The 22571-nt window shown below is 63.4% G+C and carries 11 protein-coding genes and 1 tRNA gene; 5 read left to right on the forward strand and 7 right to left on the reverse strand.

Features of this window, described 5'->3' with window-relative positions:
* From G361_RS0132020 to G361_RS45660, 4 genes are all read left to right on the forward strand, one after another.
* Positions 1-73: transfer RNA gene (locus tag G361_RS0132020), tRNA-Arg, on the forward strand.
* Between the two features lie 108 nt (positions 74-181).
* Complete coding sequence (locus G361_RS0132025) at positions 182-628, forward strand: Panacea domain-containing protein (protein WP_026343753.1); 447 nt, start codon at positions 182-184, stop codon at positions 626-628.
* An 8-nt stretch (positions 629-636) separates the two neighbouring features.
* A complete protein-coding gene (locus G361_RS49870) occupies positions 637-1104 on the forward strand; it encodes a hypothetical protein (RefSeq protein WP_155981923.1) in 468 nt (155 codons plus the stop codon).
* A 716-nt stretch (positions 1105-1820) separates the two neighbouring features.
* A complete protein-coding gene (locus tag G361_RS45660) occupies positions 1821-3962 on the forward strand; it encodes a type I restriction-modification system subunit M/S (RefSeq protein WP_196814700.1) in 2142 nt (713 codons plus the stop codon).
* Here the strand turns inward: G361_RS45660 and G361_RS0132040 are convergent.
* The 6 genes from G361_RS0132040 to G361_RS0132065 all read right to left on the reverse strand — a co-directional run bounded on the left by G361_RS0132040 (position 3942) and on the right by G361_RS0132065 (position 17232).
* Positions 3942-4943 (reverse strand): CBS domain-containing protein, encoded by a 1002-nt coding sequence (locus tag G361_RS0132040; protein ID WP_026343754.1) that lies wholly within the window; start codon positions 4941-4943, stop codon positions 3942-3944. The genes G361_RS45660 and G361_RS0132040 overlap by 21 nt on opposite strands.
* 11 nt (positions 4944-4954) lie before the next feature.
* Entirely contained in the window at positions 4955-6757 is a 1803-nt protein-coding gene (locus G361_RS0132045; protein WP_019931230.1) for a DUF262 domain-containing protein, read from the reverse strand.
* 160 nt (positions 6758-6917) lie between these two features.
* Complete coding sequence (locus G361_RS0132050; RefSeq protein WP_052172965.1) at positions 6918-9077, reverse strand: DEAD/DEAH box helicase; 2160 nt, start codon at positions 9075-9077, stop codon at positions 6918-6920.
* A 26-nt stretch (positions 9078-9103) separates the two neighbouring features.
* Entirely contained in the window at positions 9104-10402 is a 1299-nt protein-coding gene (brxD, locus tag G361_RS0132055; RefSeq protein ID WP_196814701.1) for a BREX system ATP-binding protein BrxD, read from the reverse strand.
* 171 nt (positions 10403-10573) lie between these two features.
* Positions 10574-13390, reverse strand: a complete 2817-nt coding sequence (gene pglZ, locus G361_RS0132060; protein ID WP_019931233.1) for a BREX-2 system phosphatase PglZ — start codon at positions 13388-13390, stop codon at positions 10574-10576.
* Positions 13387-17232: a hypothetical protein gene (locus G361_RS0132065; RefSeq protein WP_019931234.1), complete on the reverse strand. Its 3846-nt coding sequence runs from the start codon at positions 17230-17232 to the stop codon at positions 13387-13389. Before G361_RS0132065 ends, pglZ begins: the two co-directional genes overlap by 4 nt.
* Positions 17233-17414: 182 nt before the next feature.
* Here G361_RS0132065 and G361_RS0132070 point away from each other — a divergent pair, with 182 nt between their 5' ends.
* Positions 17415-18818, forward strand: coding sequence for an IS1380 family transposase (locus tag G361_RS0132070; RefSeq protein WP_019925568.1), 1404 nt, complete (start codon positions 17415-17417; stop codon positions 18816-18818).
* Positions 18819-18966: 148 nt separating this feature from the next.
* Here G361_RS0132070 and pglX read toward each other — a convergent pair whose 3' ends face one another.
* Positions 18967-22392 carry a BREX-2 system adenine-specific DNA-methyltransferase PglX gene (gene pglX, locus G361_RS45665; protein ID WP_231387171.1) on the reverse strand — a complete coding sequence of 1142 codons (3426 nt, stop codon included), beginning with the start codon at positions 22390-22392 and terminating at the stop codon, positions 18967-18969.
* Between the last annotated feature and the right edge of the window lie 179 nt (positions 22393-22571).

Consider the following 22571-nt stretch of genomic DNA (forward strand, 5'->3'; position numbering starts at 1 on the left):
GCCTCCGTAGCTCAGGGGATAGAGCGACCCTCTCCTAAAGGGTAGGCCGCAGGTTCGAATCCTGCCGGGGGCACCGGAGTACGGGTCAAATACGGTTAATCACGCCGTGCCCTGCCAGGGCCGGACCGTCATACCGACCGCCTATACTGGCAGGTGACCAAGCGAGGGGAGGGTGGCAGCAATGACCAGCGTGCACGATGTAGCCGCATACATTCTTCGCCAATCTGCGCCGATGACCACGATGAAGCTGCAGAAGCTCTGCTACTACAGCCAGGGATGGTCACTTGCCTGGGATGGTCTGCCGCTGTTCCCCGAAACGTTCCGCGCATGGGCCAACGGGCCAGTCTGCTACGAATTGTTCGATACTCATCGCGGCCGTTTCCAGGTCTCGGAGTGGCCCTCCGGTAATCCTGATCGGCTGACAGAAGACCAGCGGGAGACGGTCGATGCAGTCCTCGCGTCGTATGGAAAGCTGACCGGCCAGCAACTTAGCGATAAGACACATGGCGAGAGGCCGTGGGTTGAGACTCGGGATGGTCTGGCGGATGGCGCTGGATCCTCTCGTGAGATCTCGATGGATCTTATGCAAGAATTCTTCGGGGGTCTGACCGAGGCCGAGGCCGTCTGATCTGTCAGATGGGAGAAAACAACAAGCGCAAGCGACTGGGTCGCGTGGAAGCTCCCGCAGGTCGAGGCAAAAGTTTGCCGGAGGCGCGGCCGATTCCCATCGATGATGAGCGCTTTCGATGGTCGGCGCAGTCCATCGATCATGAATACGCGGGCGAGTGGGATTGGCACCTCGCACCGAAAGAGGCAAAGGACATCCTCGATCTGCTTGCGCAAATGTCCGGGCTTTCCTGGCGCGAAGTCAAGGCACAGACTTTCAATTCGAAGAACAAGACTCGCCGACTCCATCACAGCCAGTCGATCGAAACCATCTGCCCTGCTGCGCAAAAACGGCTGGAAGAACTGGAAATTGCGGTATCAGAAGTCTTCCGCCTCCGACACGGCAATCTGAATCGATCGTGGGGCTACATGATTGGCCCGGTCTTTCATGTCGTCTGGTGGGACCGCCACCACCGCGTTTGCCCGGTCGACTCGTAGCTCACCCCCAGAGGTCACCGACTACTTGCTAGCGTTCCGCGAATTTCCGGCGGGTCCAGGGCGGAGACCGCAGGTCGCGAGGCTCGTGGGCAGCCCTCGTTGACGGGACCACCTGGTCTCATTCGCCAGGGACGGCCCACCCGGAGCAGAAGCTTCAGGCCGAAAGTGCCCAGAGCCGCGAACTTTCCGATTTGACCGATACCCAACAGCGTCGTAGTCGCTGTAGCAGCGTTCGCCCAGGGGCGTCGACGATGCACGAGCGCACACACCGCTCAGTTGTGATTTACATCACCGCCCTTCGGCCCTCCCTACGCGTGGCACCTATCGACCACCATCGCTACCAGCACAGGAAGTGCTTTACTTTTTGCGCAGACATACTGCGCATGGATCCCGCGCGGAACGGTGGCCTAATATCGCTGCCGTCCCACTCTCCAGCCGGGTGCTATCTTCTCGAACGACAGCGCCCTCTCACTCGAACACCTTTGCCGGGCGGGCATGTTTTCACAAGAGCATCATCATCCAACCCAAATGCGCAGCATTGCTGCGCAGAGGACAGCTGGGAGTGTCGGAGTGAAGAGGTTCGTCGAGTTGCTGGGCAAGGCGATGCAGAGCGCAGACATGACGCTGCGACTCAGCTTGTTGATCTTGGTCGCGGCAGCGGCCTACGTCATCGTGCATTTGGCGTAGGTCACCCTCCGAGGCAGAGAGGTTCAGGAGTGGGAAACATCGATACTCGCTACACCGCATCCGACGTCGCCGAACGAATCTGGCGTGCATACGCACCTTTCCAGCAAGGTCGGGACACTCGCGACGATCTCGTGAGCATGTTCGCGGTCATGGTGCTCGCGCGATTCGTCCAGACGCAGGCCGGCGGACCGCAGGACGAGTCCCGCAATAGGTGGGCGCGAGCGGTCGCAGAGGCACGCCGAGGTGCGTCGCCGCTGGCAGACCTACAGGCCGCGATGCGGATCGCAGATCTGCCTGTGGGCCTCGCGGATACCGGTCCGTTCGCCAGGCACGACAAAGACCGCCTCAATTCGCGTGGTTTCGATGATTCTCCATGGCTGGCCCCTTTCCTCACCGCGCTGGCCGTGGACCCGGCGGTGGACGAGGCTGTCCTGGCCGAGGTCGCTGCCCTACTCATCGAGCGCTACTTCCGGGAAAGTCCCAGTACGGCAGGCGAGTACTACACACCACGGGAGGTGGTGCGCTTGGTCGTCGATATGGCCGCGCTGCAGAGAGACGACCGGATCCTTGATCCGGCCTGCGGAACCGGCGGCATACTCGCCGCCGCAGCGCGGCAAATCGCGGTGCCCGGCCGCATGGGCGGTGAATCCTTCGAGGCCCACGCCGCGGACCGCAGCAACATTCAGTTGGCAACGTTGAATCTCGCGCTACACGGTGTAGATCTACCGTCAGTCGTTCCCACCGACCTGGCAGCGATGTTTCAACGCCCGAGCTCTGCTCTTTTCGACCGGGTGTTGAGCAACCCACCGTTCAATCAGCGCCTCGGGCGTACCGACCTCGGAGCCTGGTCCTTCGGCCCGCCCCCTGAGTCGAGCGCGCGCTTCGCCTGGCTTCAGCTCGCCTGGAACCGGCTTAGCGAGAACGGGATCGCTACGATCATCATGCCGTCGGCGGCAGCATGGTCCTCTTCCGCAGCAGAAGAGGCGATCCGCCGCAGAATGGTCACCCATGGTGCGGTGCTCGCGATCATCGCCCTGCCGCCCAATCTTTTTCACCAGACCTCCATCCCGGTGCACGTATGGATTCTGGCCAAGGACAAGGCTCGTCATCTGCCTGCCGAAGACCGGGATCGAATTCTGTTCATCGACGCCGGTGAGTTCGGCACGCAACTCCCGCGGCAGCCCCGAATACTGGCGGTGGCGGAGACCGAACGCATCAGCAGCCATTTCCGACAGTGGCTGCAGTCGCCTCGGACGAACGCGGGCAAGCCCAATTTTTCTCGTTCGATCACACACAAGGAGATTCTCGAGAACGGCGGAAACCTCGATCCCAGACGCTATGTTCGCGATGTGCAGGGCATGACTCCCGAGGCGCAAGATTTCAGCCGAATACTGGATGATCTCGGCAGCCGAGACCGCACGCTATCGCAGTCCATCTTAGACCTACGCGATACCTTCGACGATTTCGATCAGCTGAAGCCCGCGAGTCTCGAGAATTCGCGTGTGCCGCTTTCCGAGATCTGGAACCCCAAGGCGAAACAGCTCCTCGCAGGACCATCCGGAAGCCTTGTCCGCGCCGAAGAGTACGTGGACACTGAGGGCATCCCGGTGGTCATGCCCAAGGATCTGACCGACGCCGGATTCAACACGGCAAACATCAGATACATTGCCGCAGGCCATGCCGCGAAGCTGGAGCGCTTCCGCCTGCGCCGTGACGACATCGTCCTGGCCCGCCGCGGCGAGATGGGGCGATGCGCTGTCGTCGGTCCAGAACAGGACGGCTGGGTGTGCGGTACCGGCTGCTTCCTGCTCCGCGCCACAGACAAGGTGAATTCCGACTATATGGCCGCGTATCTCCGGAGCCCCAGCGCGCGCGATTGGCTGGAGTCCCGCTCCACGGGAAGCATGAACATGAAGACGATCTCGCTCAACACAATCGGCGACCTGCCGCTCGTCCTGCCCAATCTGGACACCCAGCGAGCGATCGCCGCTGTAGCAAAACAACTGGATTCCACTGAGCAGCTGCTGCGGGAGCAGCTCGAAAAGACCCGAGAAATCCGCCATGACGCCGTATTCGGCCTCCTGGCTGCGCATTCGGCCTTCGGCGGCCGCAATCGAAGTGATCGGCCTCATCGGTCCCCGGAGCCGGAGTCAGCCCAACGCCTTGAGTAGTGCCGAAAACTTCCGGAGAACGGTGATATCCTCCAGACTTGTCGGCTTCGCGTCGAAATGCGCAATACTGTTACGTATATTTTTCACCTGGATGAGGTGGTCAATAAACATGTTACGGTCCACACCGTGCCATCCGAGGTTCTGCCAGTTCGCCTCGGCAGATGCGTTCAGCGACACTTTCTGCTGGTCGGTACGGAGCAGGCTGAGATAGTCTCCGAATACGAGATCATCGATATCGCCGGTCTTTTTGTAGCGCTGGACTTCCCGGATCGAATCCGGGCCGATTCGATCGCGCAGGCAGGCACGCAGTCGAAACTCGATCTCGCCGACCAAGAAGAACGGCAGAGCAGTGTCGTGGAACTGATTGGTGATATCCGTCGGCGTGATGATGCCGGTAAGCTCACCATCATTGTTCCGGACCAGCAGGTAGCCGTGCTCACACAGGCGGGAAAGTTCCCGGAACAGATCCAGATGAAGTTCGACGGTTTCCGCCTTCTCCATCGCGTTGGAAAGCGTGTGGGCTACCCCGGCCCGAAGGAATACCGCGGCCACGGATCTCCAAGTGACGATGCCCTTGAGGCTGGACGTACCGTCGATAACGGGTATCTGCGAATACCCCTCGGTTTGCATGAGGTGCAGGGCGTACGGCAGTCCGTCGGCAAACGTGATCGACGTCAGGCCGGCGGTGGCAGACGGGAGGTCGCTGACGAGGAACGGCCGGGTCGGCAATGAATCCAGCTGAGGGTCCTCGGCCTCGTCCACCGGGTCCTCAGTGGCTTGATTGAGGTCGACGACCTTGACGGTCATGTTGAGCTTGCAGGTTGCGAAGGACGGCTCAGTAGTCAGTCCCGCATTCTCCAGCGCCGCATCGATGGTCGGAACAGATTCGAAGTTGCGATAGCGGAAGCCAAAAAAGGCCAGCAACTTCGAAACCGTCAGATCACGGCCCTTCAGCGCGTATATATGCTCGATGGTCGGCATCTCGGGCACTGTCACCCCGCTGTCAGTTCGCGCACGAGAGTACCCTTGCCCATGGCAGTTCTCACCAGCTCCAGCAGTTGCCTGGAACGATCGGCGTAGAAAGCGTCGAAGTCATCGGCGCGCAATGTGGCCGGATCGATGACATGCGTTGCGACGATATCGTCGAACCACTCATCGCGGGTACCCGATTCGTTCGCCAACACGGGCAGATAGGAACTGGGAGCACCGACCAGACTGCGTCCGGCCCGGTGCGAGAGCATCGTCTTGTTGACGATCGAGTTGGCCTTCGCAGTGGGAATACGATGACGAGCGCACCAGTTCTTGGGAAATACCTGCCGAATATCGACGGAGTTCTGCAGCATCGTACCGGGATTCAATGGCTCGTGGTTGTAATACCAATCCACTGCACCCTGCTTGGCCAGCAGTGCGTAAATCCCCTTGTAGGCGGCACTGTTTCGGGTGGCCAGGGTGTCGAGCCGATCTTCGAGGAAAGCGGCCTCGGCGACCGTATCGGGCACGGTGCCGTCCGGTCGAGTCCAATCGATCAGCTGCTCGACATCGCGCGGAAACCGGCTCTCCGTTGAGCCACTGTACATTTCGCCGAGAACGCCGCACCAATACCAGCGGGTGATCCGTTCGAGCATCCCGGGTTCGTCTGTGCGGTCCCCGAGGATCGCTCGGACGGCCGCCAATGGAACAAGTTGTGTCCGATAAGGCAGGTCGGTGGGATTGACGATGTACTGCCGGGTGAGGAAGTCACCGACCCACGCGAAGGCATCTCGCAGCTGAGGGGCGAGTCGGTCGAAATCCGGCAGCGGGAGATTGAGCAGATCGCGCCTCTTGCACGACACCGACGCAGTGCGGCCCTCACGCTTACGCTCCCAGGTGCAGACCAGCGCAATCGCTTGCAGGAAGTCGGCGCTACTGAGTCCGTTCTCGAGGTTGATCTCCGGCTGTCCGAGCACCGGATAGGCGGTGGCGAGCTCTTTCTTGATGTCCTGCCAGACCTCGGGCAACCGGTAGTAGTCGGAGTGCTCCCGTTCGTAGTCCCGGTTGCCGGCGTAGGTGGCGGTGAGTAGTTCGAACACGTTGAGCGGTACACCGTTGGTGTTGACCCGCTCGAACACCGAGCACACGGCGTCGGGCGTGGTGGCGGCCTCGAGTCGAATCATCGGGATGAGGAAGGACTGCACGTGCTGCAGGACAGCCTGGTCGAAATTCGACCACAGCGTCCAATGGGCATCGTCGAGCTGCACGAACTCGCGCATCCAGGCATGCACCCGACCGGTGTCGAAGACGATGTTGAGCGGGAAAAGCTTTGCGCGACATTCCGATTCGGTGTCGGAAAGGTCGAGCTCGACAGTTCGGGAGGACCGGGCGTGGACCTGCTTGTCGGCCGGGACCGAGACGATGGCATCATCGCGGTCCGCCGGGGCAATCACAGCCTTCTCGATATCGATGTAGTACCAGCGGTAGAGCTCGTTGCCGCGAGCGTCGGTGGTACGCACGGGAGCATCCATGAACAAGGCTTGGAACAGCGACGTCAGGCGCTGCTGCCCGTCGAGAAGCAGCAGGTCGGGTTCCGCCGGCTGTTCGGTCTCGGCCCCGGTGAGCGGACGAGCACGAAACGGGGATCGGCCGCCGGTTTCGAGGGTCATCACCACACCCAGCGGATAGTCCAGGGTGATGGTGGCGATCAGCTCCCGAATGCGCTGGTCGTCCCACTTCCAGTCGCGCTGGAAGTCCGGGAGCTGCATGGCTCCCGCTCTGATCTGCCTCAGGACTTCCTGAAGTTTCGGGCTGTCGAGTGCCACGCTCGGTCCCCCTGTTGTCGATCGAATCACGTGCGGTGCGTAATACTCGATATCACAACCGATTTGGCTCTGCTACACCATTCGCATCCGAAACCGGTCGGTTCTCTCGGGGATGCAGACGTAACGGACGATCCGTGGACGACAGCCCTATTCGAGGCGCTCACGATGACATGTGCCACCGCGATGATTCGGACAGCACAGTGCGAGCGGCAGACACATCGGCCAGCCGCGCCGCGACCGTGGCCGTCGCCAGCGCTTCCGGCAGCAGTGCCGAGAATTTCAGTCCGGCCACAGCACGCTGATCGACGTCGGGCAAGGTGAGCAGATCTCGGTCGACGGCTCGGATCGCCGACTGCCACGCCTCGAGTGTCACGTCTGCGCGGAGTCGGATGGCGAAGTCGGTCGGTCGCTGGTCCCGATCGGCAACAGCATGGAGGGTCGCAGCGAGGGTCGCGTTCGCGCGATAACCCGCCCAGGTCCACCATCGAGCAGTACCGCCGTCACGAATGATCAGCGTCGCATCGGTTGCGACCGTGCCGGCCCGCAGCTCCCGCTCTTCGGTAAGTGCCGCCCGAGCTCGCCGGGTCAGCGAGACTTCCGGATCATCGCCCAGCAACACGGCGCGCATCGCTCGGGTCAGCTTCTCGGACAATCCACGAACGCCGACAGTCGACCATTTCGCAACTCCACCGCTGTCGGCCGGTTCGACGAAGAGCCGCCGCCGTTTCCAGTCCACGTAGGTGACCCGCCAACTGCGGCCGGCGAGCAGCAACAGTCGAGGGCCCGGCCGATCGTCGGTGAGGATCGAGGGATCGGTCCGGCCGATTTCCTGCCGCCCGGCAAGCACCGTGAACTGCGGCGGCGCGGTGAACGAGGCCGTCAGCTCCAGGAAGTTCCTTCTGCCGAATCGCTTCTCGGCCTCCGCACCGACGAACATGAGACCCTGATCCGAATCGAGATAGCCCGCCGCGAGCAGGTGCTTCAGGATCGGCTCGGCAGACCGGTCGAAAGGCGGGAGACCGTTCCATTCCTGTGACCAGATGCGGTCACCCAGCGTTCCGTTCTGCAGAGTGACGGCCAGAAGTTGTTGTGCGACAAGATGCCGCGGCTGCGGCGGAGCGATCACCGGCTCGACCCAGCCGCGACTCCACAGCAGCAGCAGCCCGGCAGCTTGGATCAGGGCATCCGTGCTGGTGGCCAGAAACAGGCAGTTGCGGATGCTGCCCGGCCGGCGGCCGGTACGGCCGATGCGCTGCAGAAACGAGGCGACGGTTGCAGGTGAGTCGATCTGTATGACGCGATCCAGATCACCGACGTCGATGCCCAGCTCGAGCGTGGACGTCGAGACGATCACACAGTCGCGAGCCTCGGCGAAGGCTTGCTCGGCACGAGCGCGCTCGTCCGCGGACAAAGAAGCATGCGACAGGAACACCGTGATCTCGCGCTCTCGCAGCGCTGCGCCCAACTGCTCGACCTGCCGCCGGGAATCACAGAAGACCAGCCGCTTCTCGCCACGATGCAGGGCTGCGATGACCTTGGCAGCGTTGTCGAGTGAGCCGACATAGTCCAGTTCGACCGTACCGGGTGGCGGCGAGGCTCCGCCCTGGCCCGGAAGACCTTGCGCCGCTGTCGAATCGGAGGACCTACGGACTCCACCATCGGACACCGCCAGATCCGGCGCGACGACCGAGCAAGGCCGGTGACCGGCACCGGCCCCCTGCAACCACGTCAACAGTTCCGCGGGATTACCGACGGTCGCGGACAAGCCCACCCGCTGAATCGGGCGTCCGGTCACTCGTTGCAGCCGCTCCAGGACAGCCAGCAGATGCCAGCCGCGATCGTCGCCCGCAAACGCATGTACTTCGTCGACGACGACCGCTCGGATACCGCCGAGTAGATTCTCGTGCTCGGTTTTCACCCCGATCAGCATGGCTTCCAACGATTCCGGGGTGGTCAACAGAATGTCGGGGGGTTCACGGCGGATCCGGTTACGCCGAGAGTCGGCGGTGTCACCGTGCCAGAGCGCCGCTCGGCGCCCCACCCACTGGGCATAACCGTCGATACGCGTCACCAGATTGTTCAGCAATGCCTTGAGCGGACACAGGTACAACACCGACACCCCGCGCCAGTCGTCACGAGTCATCGCGGTCAGCAGCGGAAAACACGCTGCCTCGGTTTTCCCACCGGCCGTGGGAGCCAGCAGGACCGCATCGTCACCGCGTAGCAGTGGCGCGATCGCCGCCTTCTGCAGCGGACGCAGATCGGGCCAGCCGAGCGTATTCACGATGTGATGGACCACCACCGGATCGAGCCGATCCATCGCGGCGATGGGCGCCTCGGACCCGCTCACAGGTCCAGGTCGACATCGTCGGCGCTGATCAGATTGCGCTCGGTGTCGGACAATTCGGTCGAAGCGACGGTGAGCCGATAGTGCTGCCGCGGGTCGAAGTCGGGAAACTGATCAATACGGTCGAGTACATCACCCACCAGCTTCTTGAGAAACAGTCGTGGTGCGACGCCGACCTTCCCGCCGAGTGATCCGGTGACCGCCTTCGCCAGATCGGCGACGTAATCGTCGTCGGCAAGGGCAAGCACGCGGTCCCCTGCGTCGGCACCGATGGCGTATAGGTCGCGGATCGTGATGCCGACCATGGTGAGCGAATCGAGGCTGAACCCGGGCAGACGGACCTGAACCGCGCGCGGGTTGTCGAACCGAGGGTCGGTGGTGAAGTCGGTGGCCAGCCGCTGCGCCAGGGGCGGAAGCCGCTGGACACCCTGCTGCCCGTCGAAGAATGCCGGGGTACCGGTGATCAGCAGGTACAAACCTGGGAAGCGGCCCGAGTACACCTCGTCGATGAGCTGACGCAGCGCATTGAGCGCCTTGTCACGCGCATCCGACCGGACCCGCTGCAGAGTCTCGACCTCGTCGAGCACGACCAGGAGCCCGCGATGACCGGAATCCCGCAGCACGGTCAACAGACCCTGCAGGAATCCGAAGGCACCGAAATGATCGAGTTCACCCCGCACGCCGGCGGCCCGGCGTGCGGCGGCAGCAACATTCGGCTGCCCACCGAGCCAGGCTAGGATGGCCGACGCCGTGGTCTCGTCGTTGTCCAGCATTGCAACCCGGTATCCACGCAGAGCCGCCGCGAAAGCAGGTGCATGCCGGGAGACCTCGGCGAGCCGGGCAGTCATCAGATTGTCGACGGCCGCAGGCAACTCCTCCTCCGTCGCGCCGCCGGCAACCGCATCCTCTTCCAGAGCGTAGAACCATGCGTCCACTACCGGCCGCAGGGCGCTGGGCGGAAAGCTGGACGTGGTCAGCCGCTCGGTGAGCCGCCGATAGACCGTCTCCAGTTTGTGCAGTGGCGTCTCGGTTTCGGAGATCTGCACCTCGGCCACGGCGAAGTTGTGGCGCTTGGCTCTTTCGCCCAGCCATCGGGAGAAGAATGTCTTGCCCGAGCCGTACTCACCACGGACCGCTTTGAAGACCGCGCCACCGGAAGCGATGGTATCCAATTCGGCATCCAGGGCAGTTTCGAAGCGGTCGAGGCCGGTGGCGAGCAGGTCCAGACCCGCGTCTGGAACAGCACCGCGGCGCAGCGCGTCGATCACCAGGCGACGCCGGGCCGCACTGGTGGACATCGGTTGCACGCTACTCATTGGCCCAGTCTCGCACGTCGCCGGTAGTCGACAGCCGTCTCCGCACGGGGTCTGCACACCAGCGGCGGCGGTGGGTACCCTTCGGCCTCGCCGAGTCCGGACCGTGGCCCCTTCCGCACCCCGCCATCTGACGCGAAGGAATCACGCATTCGGTCACCGTAGAGCGAATTGATCTCGTAGCAGGCCCGGATTCAACCGTAATGTGCGGCCGTCACCGAGAGTTTCGAGCACCTGGACGCCGTCCACATTGAGCAACTGACCGAGGATCGAGGCGAAACCGCGTGCGCGGCTGGGCGGGTCACCTACCCGCTGTGCGAGGGCGGTGGCGGGTTGCGGTCCTTCGAGCAGCGCGCGAATTGCCTTCTCCAGCTTGGTCTTCGCAGGCTTCCGGGCCAGCTGTTCGAGTTGGATCCCGAAGACATCGGACGCCAGCAGCCGCGTGACAAGATCATCGGTGTCGCCGAGGTGCGGCGTGAGAGCGGGCTCGGCAGGGATGGGGATGTCCAAGGTGATCTGGTCGGTGAGTTTCTCCAGAGCCTTGCGGGTGACGATCCGCTCGGCGACCGTCGGCGTCGCCACGGCGACGGCCTGGTCCGCTTCGGACTCGCCGGCCCACCACTTCGGTCGTGTCTCGCCCAGCTCCTGCCAGCCGTCCGGCGGATCGGCATAGGCGGGCAGGAAGGCCAGCACCGGGATGGTGATCTCGGCGAGGGAAGCCCCGCCGTGGTACCCGGCCTTCTGCGCGGAATAGCGAGAGTCGCTGTCCCAGAGCGCGACGATCGATGCGCCGGACTCGGGCCACACCACACGGGGACCCCGTAGCGCGATCTCGGTCTCGGCAAGGCGGTCGTACGCGGGGGCAGGCACTCGGTGGCGCGCCGAGGCGACGCCGACCCCCTCGACCGCGACACCGTGCCGATCGATGACGTGGCCGTGGTCGCTGGTGATCAGCACGGCCATGCCCTGCCCGGCGGCGGCGCCGACGAGCGCGCGCAAGTCACCGATCTCCCTTGTCTCCCAAGCAGAGTCGTCGAGTTTGACTTCTTTGCCCAGCCGATCGTCGATGGTGTTGAGCACCATGGCGACATGACAGTCGGGGTCGGCGATGGCCGCGTCCAGATCCTTGCCGAACCGGTCGCCGGGCTCACTGCGCAAATGGTTCTTGTGGAAGACCTCGGCACGCTTCGCGCCCCAGAACTTGTGCGCAGGGAACAGCCGCCGCTCGGTGTCCTGGTCACCCTTCATCAGGGTGCCGGCGAACAACGACGTGCGCGATACCGCGGTCAGGCTGGGCAGGGCCGCCGCCATCGCGCGCCGACAGCGTGGTTCTTTCCCCGGCAACGGGTCGTATTCCGCAAAGGTTCTGCGTAATTCGCCGGCCAGTTCGGTAGCGATGGCGGCACTCATCCCGTCCAGCACGATCAGCATCACCCGGTGGGTGCCGGCCAGGGGGCGTACCACGCGCCGGAGGAATGTCTCGACGGTGAGCATCTCTCCCGGATCCGAGCCCGAATTGGTCCAGACGGCAAGGGTTGTCGCGAACTCCCGGTCGAATTCCCGGCGCAGTTCGCGGGTCCGCGAGACCAGGACCCGATACGCGATCTTCAGTGCGGCATCCTCATCGCCGCCCGCGTCGACGTAGTCGAGCGCACGGTCGACCCAGGCGATGTCGCGCATCTGCCGGGTCAACGCCGCCGCGACGGTGTCGGTGGTCGGATCGGGTTCGGTCCGCAACCATCGGGTGAGGCGCTGCGCCATGCGAACCCGGCTGAGCCGGACCTGATGGTCGGGGGCGAGATCGTGGGCGCGCAGCCGGTCGACCGCCGTGTCGATCTCACCGGCCTGACCACGACCGAGGGCGTGACCGGCGGCGGTGAAGCGTGCCGCCAAACCCGCGGCGAGAATCGGGCTGCTCGCGGCCGCCTCGTCGGCGCCGAACTGGCGAACCAGCAGATCCGCTTGGGCCAGAACGGTATCGGCGATCCGACGGGCCCGGCGCACCGGCTCATCGGCTTCGTCGTGCGGATCGGTGACGGTACGCGCTTTGTGCAGCAGGTCCCGGACGAATTCCTCGCAGGTGCCGCCGAATGCGGTGAGCAGCCGGTCCAGTGCCTCGCCGACGGCCGGCGGTGGGTCACCGAGCCAGCGTTCCACCCGTCCGCGCGCCTGATACACGGTGTTACTCGGGGTCGCATGCTGCCACAGAGCCGCGCACACCAGCCCGTAGGCGATGGCCTCGGCGGCGTGCCCCGTCGACACCAGCGCCGTCACCATGCGACCGGTCATACCGGCTTGTTCGCTCTCGCTGAGAAATTCGATGAGACCCGCACGTTCGGGCGCCCGCAGGTCGACGAGCAGCTGGGGGCCCGCGGGGTGCTGGGACCAGTCGAGCAGAGTGTTGGGATCGATGCGGTCGCCGACCGGACCGAGGTCCAGTCGGCGGGCGGCCAGCGCGGCCAGCGCCGGGGTGCGCGACAGCACTCCGCCGGCCAGCTCGGCCGGCCAGCCGTGGGCACCCGCGGCGTCGAGGAGTGCCTCGCAGGCCCAGGTTTCGCGTTTGAGTCGCTCGTCGACCACGGTGGCGCCGAAGCTCTCCCGCACGATGTCCCAGCGGTCGACGGTGTGAATACGGGCGCGGTGGGTGCGGGCGAGGATCGCCGGATCGAGGTCGTGCTCCTCGACGCCGGTGAGGATCACGAGAACCCTTGGGCCGGGCTCGGTCTCGCGAGTATGTGCGAGCACCGTCTCGTGTACAGCCAGCGGTGACGCAGCGGCCACCACCCGTGCGTGGCTGCCGTCGGCGAGCGCCACCACGGGGTCGCCCTCCCACACCGGTTCCCCGCGCAACAGCAGCGTCTCTGGCGAACCGGCCGTACCGAGAGCACCGGCCAGCCGCTTGTGCGACGAAAGATATTGGGCGACTGTGGTTCTCGACAGACGCAGGGCGCTCGACCCAACGGTTGCGGTCATTCCACGACCCGCCACGAGATTTCGATCGTTGCCTCCGGCTCCAGCGCGGCCAGTTCCGCGAGTTCGGCAGAGAAGGACGCAACCGCGTCCCGGGCGGTGATCCTGGACTCCCCCGAGCGACGGACCGTACGCGTGGCAACACCCGCCGCCGGCCTGTCCGAAATCTGCGGGGTACTCGTGGCCGTTGTCAGATCGACCTGGTCGGCCCGAGCCGTGGCCACGTGATCCGTTGCGGTGGCTGGCTTCTCGGTCACCTGCTGTCGTCGTCGGGCCTCCTCCTCCTCGCGCAGCCTGCGCGTGAGGATGGCGGTGATTTCGGCATCCGTACGGCGCAACGCCGCGGCCAGATCGGCGGAGCGCTGATCGGCCCGCGCGACCGAGCGCAGCGAATCCAGCAGCGCAGCGCCTTCGGGCCCGAGGTAGCGGGCCTGTTCGAGCGTGGCCCAGGCGGCATGGGTGAGCGCCGTGATCACCGTGTCCGCCGATTTGATCGAGGTGGCGTAGCGGTCCGGATTGGTGTCGGCCAGATCGAAATGCGCGAGCGCTTCGACGGTCCGCTTCGCACCCGCCGAGCCGCCACCCGCCGTGGCGAGCGTGGTCAGCAGATCGACCGCGCGACGCGCGAGGGCGAGCCGACCGCCGGGTTCGGTGTCGTCGAGGCCGAGGAACTCGGTGTGCTTCTCCAGCTGTTCCACCAGCCGCACCGCCGGATCCTGGTATTTGATTGCGGTGGTGGTGATCTGGCGAGCGAACTGCTGGACCAGCCCACCTCGGCGCAGGGTGGGCGTCTTCTCGCCGAAAACGACCTCGAAGCGGTGTCGTGCTGTGTCCCAATCCGATTCGCTGGGCAGCGGCTGGGTGCGCAGTCCGTCACCGTGCTGGATCTTGGTGAGTTCCGGAGGATCCATGGGGACGCTGCCGCGCACCCACACCCGATCGTCCATTTCCGCGAAGGCCGCGATCACCAGGTTCGTGATGTGCGGTTCCAGACCCCTCGGCTGCGGCAGATCGGTCCAGTCGCCCAGGGAGATCACCGACAGGTCGCCGGTGACGCCCTCGGTCTGCGCGGTTCTGCGGAAGTGATCGGCCCAGCGCCGCGACAACTCGAAATAGGCTTCCTTCTGGTGACCCAGACCGAGCGGTTCGGCGATGCGGCGCATCAGGGCGCGATCCTTCTGCGGCACCTCCACCCGGCCGTCGCGTGCCTCCGCAGCAGCCCGCACATGGGTGTACACGGTTCTCGCATCGGCCGTCTTAACGGCCGTCCCGGTGTTGTCCGGGTCCAGATTCGGGTGGTCGGGGAACTGGTGGGCGAGCAGCTTGCCCGCGACGGTACGGATGGCGTCGTGCAGCAACTGGCCGATCGACACGGTCAGCCCATCGATCTCCGGCAGCGGATAGAAGTGCCGGTCGAGCTCGTCGGTCACGTCGTTCGGCTTGCGCTCGGCCAGCCCGTAGGCCTGTTTGAACGTGGTGAGCACCTGTTTGCGCAGCGTCTCGCGCTGGGATTCGAGCATCTGTTTGGCGCTGGCCCGGTTGTCGGGATTCAGGTTCAGGGCGTACTGGGTCTCGAACCGGTACGGGTCGGCGAGCGCCTTGGTGACGACGAGCAGGCGGCGGAAATCCTCCCACCGCGGCTTGGTCATATGCGTGGGCAGCCAGGCGACGGTACGGGGATGGTGGTCGCCCTGCTGTTCACGCAGGCGCCGGATCCGTTCGAGGTCCTCGACGGGGTTGTGGTGGGCGCCCTCGTCATAGGGCAGGTCGACGACAATGCGCCAGCGGCCTTCGATAACGGGTTGCAGATCGTGGCTGGGCAGCGCCTCCTCGTCGCGGACATTGCCGAACACCACCTCGACGACCCGGTTCGAGCCCCGCCAGACGAACCGTAGCTCGTCGGCGTCGTAGCGGCCGTTGGCGCGATCGAGTCCCAGTTCCTCGCAGAGCAGGTCGCGGGCGAGGGCCGCACGGTTGGAGGGGTTGTCGTTGGCCTGCGCATTGGCCAGCACCGCTTCCACATCCACACCGGAAAGTTCCAGGCGCACACCGGGATTCGCATCGGTGCCGGTGGGCTTGATCTCCGGGAACCGGGATCCCCACTCGGCGATCAGGTCCTTGATCACGCCCTCTTCCCGGCCGGCAATCATGGTCGTGATCGAGCCGTGGTTGAGCGCCGCGAGGCGGCGGATGGTCAGATCGCGCAGGGCCGGGACGCTGGGTGCCAGCGCCGCCAGCAGCACCGTGCAGACCAGTCGGTTCTGACCGAGGAACTTCTTGCAGCTGCCGGCAAGTTTCGCATCGGTGATGGTGTCGCGCCGATTCCGGTAGGCCTCGACATCGTCCTCGGTGACCTCGCACGTGCTGAGCAGATAGGGACGCAGTCGTGTCTTGTACAGCTTGTCGGCGGCGTCGAACAGCACCTTCTTGTCGGCGACGAACGGCCGGTCGCCGCCGCGGGTGAGCTGTTCGTAGAGGTCGCCAAGCGGAACCAGATCACCGAGGCGCAGTTCGTTGCGATGATCGGCCAGCAGCTGACCCATCAGTTTCAGGCCGGTGCGCGAACGCTGCAGCGCCGCCGAGATATGTACCAGGGTGTCGAGAAAGGCCGGAGAGAAGGGGTAGCTCAACCGGAACGACGCCTCGTCGGCGCCGGTGGTGCTCTCGTCCGAGCCGAGCAGCGTGTCCCACACCCGCGGGCCGAGCCGCTTGGTCTTCTCGAATGCGGTGTCGATCTGCGCGGCCGCCGCCGGGTCGCGCGGCTTCAGCAGTCGGGCCTGCGCGATCTGCGGCAGGTTGCGATCCTCGAGGCTGATCAGGTCGAAGCGACCGGAGGCATGGTTGAGGGCGTCCTGGATCGCGGATTCCGCTGCGCCCGCGAGCTCTTCACCGACCAGCTCGCGCAGATCGCGCTGGCGGGCGATGAACGAGATGATCGGGATCGCACGGCGGGCATCGCCGCCCTCCCGGAAGTTGGTGATCTTGCTGGCCTCCCGCGCCACCCGCTTCTCGTCGTGGATGAGGCTGGCCAGCCAGAGGATCAGCTCGTCCAGGAACAGGATGATGCCGTCGTAGCCGAGCGATTTCGCATGCGCGGCAATGACACTGAGCCCGGCATCCAGCGAGATGAAGCCACTCTCGTCCTCGGCGGCGCGTTGCGCGAAGCCGGGCAGCAGGGTGGTGCCGGCGTCGTGCACCAGTTTGGCGCGCAACTCCCGCGGCATAGTCGGGTTCACCAGATCCAAGCCGCTGGCGTCCTGGGCCTCTGCCGCGGTGAGCGCGGTGTCGATGCGCTGCGTGGTCCAGAACACCGCCGACTCGCCCCAGTCGTCGTCCTCGTCGGTGGCGTAATTGCGGTTCAGCGCGGCGAGGAATTGGTCCTCCCCCATAGTTTCCCGCAGTTGCCGCAGATCGGTGAACAGTGCATCGGTGCGATACACCGGCGGGATTGTCGCGTCGGGATGCTTGCGGCGCACGAAGTCGACGTAGCCGCCGAGCACCCGCTGCTCCATCGCCTTGGCGTCGATCATGTGATATGGCACCATGAGGAACTTCTTACCTTCGGTCAGCAACCACTCGTGCTTGGTGACCACCGGATCGAAATCGGTGCGCGCGCGGGCCACCGGATTGCCGGACAGCAGCGCGTACAGCACCGCCATGAAGTGCGATTTACCGGCACCGAACGAGCCGTGCAGGAAGGCCGGTTTCGAGGTGTTGCCGTCGAGCGCCGACTTGATCAGTGCGAGCGCCTTATCCAAGTTGCCGAGCAGGCGGTCGGTGAGGACATAGTCCTCGACGGCCTTGGATGAACCCTCCTCGGTGACCGCGTCGGCGAGGGTGAGCACGTAGTCGGGGCCCGCGACGTGTCCCTTGATCTCGATGAGGTCGCGCAGCAGCGGAGGCTTAGCCTGAATCCACCGATGAATTCGGTGTATTTGGGTGTGTCGAAATGAAGAAAGTGCCTTCTGACCTGGGATGATTGGAGTTACCACACAACAACCAAGACAAGTTCCGAAAGACACTTTCAGTGCGATTGTTCCACAGGTTCGCCGAGTCCTCGGCGAGGTTCGATGATGATGGCCTCGTGTCGGTGGCGGGGTTGGTTCCGGTGATGACCCTGGCCGAGCAGACGGGTCTGACCAGGCTGTTGACCGAGAAAATTGCCATCGACGCGCCACGAGTCAAGTCCGGGTCGGTGAACCCGGCACCGAAACTGGCCACGTTGATCGCCGGGATGTGTGCGGGTGCGGACAGCATCGACGATATCGGTCTGCTGCGCAGCGGCGGGTGCAAGACGCTGTTCAGTGGCGTGTATGCGCCCTCGACGGTCGGGACTCTGTTGCGGGAGTTCACATTCGGTCACGCCAAGCAGTTGGAGTCGGTGATGCGCGAGCATCTGCTGGCCTTGACCGCGCGCGCGGATCTGTTGCCCGGTGCGGCTGTGCGGACCTTCGTCGATATCGATTCGCTGCTGCGCCCGGTCTATGGCCACCAGAAGCAGGGCGCGTCGTACGGGCACACGAAGATTGCTGGGAAAAAGGTTCTCCGCAAAGGACTTTCACCCCTGGCAACCACGATCAGCACCGACCTGGCGGCACCGGTGATCGCCGGGATACGGCTACGCGCAGGTAAGACCGGCTCGGGCAAAGGTGCCGCATCGATGGTTACCGCCGCGATCGGCACCGCTCGTGCCGCCCGCGCCACCGGCATCGTGCTGGTGCGTGGGGACTCCGCATACGGCACCCGCAAAGTCGTGTGCGCCGCGTTGCGCGCCGGGGCACAGTTCTCGCTGGTACTGACCAAGAATTCGGCGGTCAACGCCGCGATCACCGCGATCGGCGAAGACCAATGGACTCCGGTGCGGTATCCCGGTGCCGTGCGTGATCCCGATACCGGTGAGTGGATCTCCGACGCCGAGGTCGCCGAAATCTCTTATACCGCTTTCGCTTCCACGAAAGACCGGACCACCGCGAGGCTGATCGTGCGCCGGGTGAAAGACGCCCGATACCCCGATGCCCTGTTCCCGGTCTGGCGGTATCACCCGTTCTTCACCAACTCCACCGAGCCCGTCGCCGATGCCGACATCACCCACCGCAAACACGCCATCATCGAAACCGTGTTCGCCGACCTGATCGACGGGCCACTGGCTCACATTCCGTCCGGGAAATTCGGCGCCAACTTCGCCTGGGTCCTGTGCGCCGCGATCGCCCACAACCTGCTGCGCACCGCCGGAATACTGGCCGGTGGCCGACTCGGCCGGGCCCGCGGATCGACCCTGCGCCGCAAAATCATCACCATCCCCGCCCGGCTCGCTCGCCCTCAACGGCGTCCCATCCTGCACCTGCCCCGCTGCTGGCCCTGGGCGGACGCATGGCTCACGTTGTGGCACAACACAATCGGTTACACACCACCACAACCCGACAGCATCTGACCATCCCCGCCCGACGGGCCCGAACCGAGGACTCACGTGGAAAAGCTGGCCAGGCCAGCGGCTACCCCACGCCCGAAACCCGCTGGTCCGCGCGCCGCAGGCGCGCGGACCAGCACGAAACCCCCGTCAGTGGATTCAGGCTTAGCCATCAGTCATCTCCTCCGGCATCGGTAGTGTCGGGCTTTTTCTTCCGCAGGGCAGCACGGCGGCCGCCCCGAGTTGCAGGCTGCGGCCGCCAATTTCGTAGATCGTCGTCGGTCAGGTGGTGCTCACCCTGCATGGTGCGGCGATCACCGGACAGAAAAGCGGCAGGCGAGATGCCGAAATCCGGATCTTCCTCGTGGTGCCACTGATCCAGCCACGGTTGCAGTTCCAGCAGACCAGCCAGGAATGGAGTGATCTCCTCGGTGGACAAGCTGTGCTCTGCAAGATGGACGGCGATGGCCATGGCTTGTTCGCGATGATCCCAGCCTGCCCAGCCGTACAGGTCGGGGGTGGCGACGTTCGTCGATCCGTAGGAGATCAAGCGCTCCTTCGGGACATCCAGCTTGCCTCGTGCCTGCCAATAAGAGTGGCGCATGAAGTCAGCGGAGGTGTAGTCGAGCAGCTTAGGAATAGAAGCGCGGAACTTGTTCTTGTCGTGCCCGTCCGGCATGGCGTCCTCTTGGCGCTGCATATCCCAAACATGCTCCCAGTCCTTGCGCTTCTTCAGCCCGGAAGACCTGTAGCGCAAAGCCGCCAAGAATGGGACGTGCTGATCAGTGATCAGGTCGGCCACTATCTGCGTCAGTTCGGTACGGGGGGCATAGAGGACGGAGACCGAGAGGAAATCCTCGTCTGACGCCAGGCGATCGGCGAGCCTGGAGAGGGTGACGATCTGGGGCTGGTCGTTGTCGTTGAACCAGAGGTCGCGGGATTCCATACGGTCCAGGAGCCAGGAGCGAAGGGCTCTCTCCTGTAGGACTTTCCAGCCATCAGTCAACCACCTTCGTTTATATTCGGGGCGCTCGATCATATTGACAGCACGGCTGGATTCAATCGCATCAATGCGCCGCCGGACTATTTCACGGTAATATTCTGGCCAATGTCCGGGGATTTCGGTTACAGGGGTAGATCCATGCCGCCGGAACCATTCGGTATCCAGTTGGCCGGATTCAACTTTCCGAGCCATTACAATCTCGAATGCTCGCTCACCGAGATTAATGTCAGGCACATCCAGTTCCGGCACAGTAAGATTGCCACAGAGATCATACAGCGAATAGATGTACCAATCTAATTCCTCCTGCAGTGCAATCATCCGTCGACGGATTGATTCCCACTGCGCACAACTTCCCGACAAATCGAATGGCGAGCGTTCCGCCACCTTCCGAGCGCTAGCGGATTCGAGTTTATCGGCCAGGCCGTCGAGCAAACCTACATATGGCAATGGAAAATTCCCAATGATAGGAAATTCCTCAACATTGGATGAATTGAATTGATACCTTACTGTCCATTTCTCGGATTCCAGCCCGCGACCTATACCATTACTAGGTTTATCTTGGCACGACATTTTCAGCCAAAAGCACGCGGTCGAGCTATTGAGTAGACCGAGCAGGCCTAGGTGATCTTCTTCGCCTGCCCCTTCCGGCAGTTTGATGACCGGCGCAGTCTGTTTGAACACTTTTCCACCCCGGTCCAGCACGAAATGATTGTGCGTAGCCACTTCCGCAAACGTGATCGACAACGGAGTTGCGTATCTATCGGGCACCCAGCGATACCATGCCCACCAAGGTTTGCCTAAATCTTCTTGCGTCTTGCCTCCGACATCAGTTGTCGAGCGAAGTCGGCTCCGCACTTTCCAGAGCCTCCTCCCCCATGAGCTTTCTTCGTCGTAGGGGAGTGGCTTGAATTCCGCATCGTATGGCACTACCGCCTGCTCACTGCAGTGCAAGTGCCAATCTCGAACAACCTCTCCAATGATCAGCCAGCGAGAAATTGGTGCAGTGATACACTGACGATGAAGCGCGTCGGGCGTACTGATAAAGGCATCATCTTGACCCGGAAAGCTGGCGAACCCGATATCGCGTGCCAGCACAGAGCGTAGCCTACCTGTTCCTCGCGCGCTAATTTGCTGCACCATCTCCAAACCATTATCTAGCATGATCCACGGCTGCTTAGCGAAGTATCGGTGGCGTTCAAGATTGTCAACAGAAACCCATTTTCCGGGGCCCGGTGCATCATCAATCCGATCGACTATCGCTCGCCATACCAACCCTTTCTCGGGCTCCTTAGGCGCCCTCGGCTCACCCTGCACACCTCGCACAGTACGGATAGTCGAACTGCGGCTTTTACCGGAACGCCGAGTGCCGATGAGGATTACAGTTGGTGTGCCGTGCCCTGGAATGAACGCACCGGAAGTATCGATTACCTCGGTAAGTTCCACCGTGTGGGCAAAGAATTCCTCGATCAGCCTTGTTCCGAATTCACGCTTCATGAAGGAATTCGCCGTGATCTGACCGACCCGCCCGAAGCCGCGCCCATCTGGATCGCCAAGCTTCGCGAGTTCGAAGAACCGCTGTGCGAACGGAACGGACAGTGCATACTTGCCGGAGCATGCCTTGTATAGCTTCCGATACAGCTCGTCGAGGTTCTTGTCCTTCACCCTTATATACGGCGGATTTCCCACCACCACGTGGTACCTCTCCGGCTCTAGAATCCGCGGGTACTCATGCACATCCTCTGTGGCATAAGAAAATTCGGCCAGCGGATCCCCTTTCCCCCCGTCAAAAGCGAGCTCCAGCTGCCGCGCTCTGATGAGCGAGTCGCCGATGGCCAGCTTGATCGGCCACTCATATCGGGCAGCCTCGGCGAGGGTGCGGACATCCGCGGCGGCCATGGCGGCCATCAGCATCCTGAAGCGGGCAATCGCGATGGCAAAGGGGTTCATGTCGACACCGTGCACCGAGTTCAGCGCTGCCCGAACACGCTCGTGTCGGTCTCTGGTCGGCTGCTCGTCGGCCCAACAGCGGGCCAATCGGCGAAATGCGCCCAGTACGAAATGACCTGAGCCGCAAGCGGGATCGATGAGTTCGATCTGCTCGTAGCCGAATTCTCCGATAGCAGGCTTGAGGGTGCGGTCGAGGATGAACTCCTCAACGAACTCCGGAGTCTGCAGCAAAGCGTAGTTCTTCCTAATGTTCTCGGACAGATCCTGATAGAGGTCACCGAGAAAGCGTGTGTCCCAGCCAGTTACGTCGTCGTCACCCAACGGATCGGTGAAATCGTGTACAAGGACGCCGTTTTCGTTCCGCCCTCGCCAGAACTCGATGAGCTCGCGAGCCCCATCGTGCGATACCGGAATCTGATACAGTGCATTGTGTGCAGGATCGAATAATAGCTTTCCCGCTTGTCCTGCACCGAGTTCCGCAAACGCCTGTTCGAGCCACCCGCGATAGGTGGGATCCGGATCGGATTCCACGTAGGAGTCATACCGCACCTGGGCGAGTTCTCGACGGTCGTCGGTGGGACCGGTCAGATACGGTTCGGCGATCAGCTGGTTGTCCTCGCAAAATCGCACGAACACCGTGCCTAGCACCAATACCAGTGATTTAAGGTTTTGGTCTGCGAGTAGCGTTCTTGGCCGTTGCGGTGGTCGAGGTGGTGCGCCAGTGCGGGGCGATGGTGACCGCGTCGAGTGGTTCTGGTTGTCGTGGAACGGGTTTGCGGTGCTCGTCGCGTTTGACCTTGAAGCTGGACATCTTGCGTTTGACGACG

This window comes from Nocardia sp. BMG111209 (assembly GCF_000381925.1).
Classification (GTDB): Bacteria; Actinomycetota; Actinomycetes; order Mycobacteriales; family Mycobacteriaceae; genus Nocardia.

What these genes read in the sequence shown, in the direction of transcription:
- G361_RS0132025 (WP_026343753.1), top strand. Translation starts at nt 182, where the DNA reads ATGACCAGCGTGCACGATGTAGCCGCATACATTCTTCGCCAATCTGCG.
- G361_RS49870 (WP_155981923.1), top strand. Translation starts at nt 637, where the DNA reads ATGGGAGAAAACAACAAGCGCAAGCGACTGGGTCGCGTGGAAGCTCCC.
- G361_RS0132040 (WP_026343754.1), bottom strand. Translation starts at nt 4,943, where the DNA reads ATGCCGACCATCGAGCATATATACGCGCTGAAGGGCCGTGATCTGACG.
- G361_RS0132050 (WP_052172965.1), bottom strand. Translation starts at nt 9,077, where the DNA reads ATGGATCGGCTCGATCCGGTGGTGGTCCATCACATCGTGAATACGCTC.
- brxD (WP_196814701.1), bottom strand. Translation starts at nt 10,402, where the DNA reads ATGTCCACCAGTGCGGCCCGGCGTCGCCTGGTGATCGACGCGCTGCGC.
- pglZ (WP_019931233.1), bottom strand. Translation starts at nt 13,390, where the DNA reads ATGACCGCAACCGTTGGGTCGAGCGCCCTGCGTCTGTCGAGAACCACA.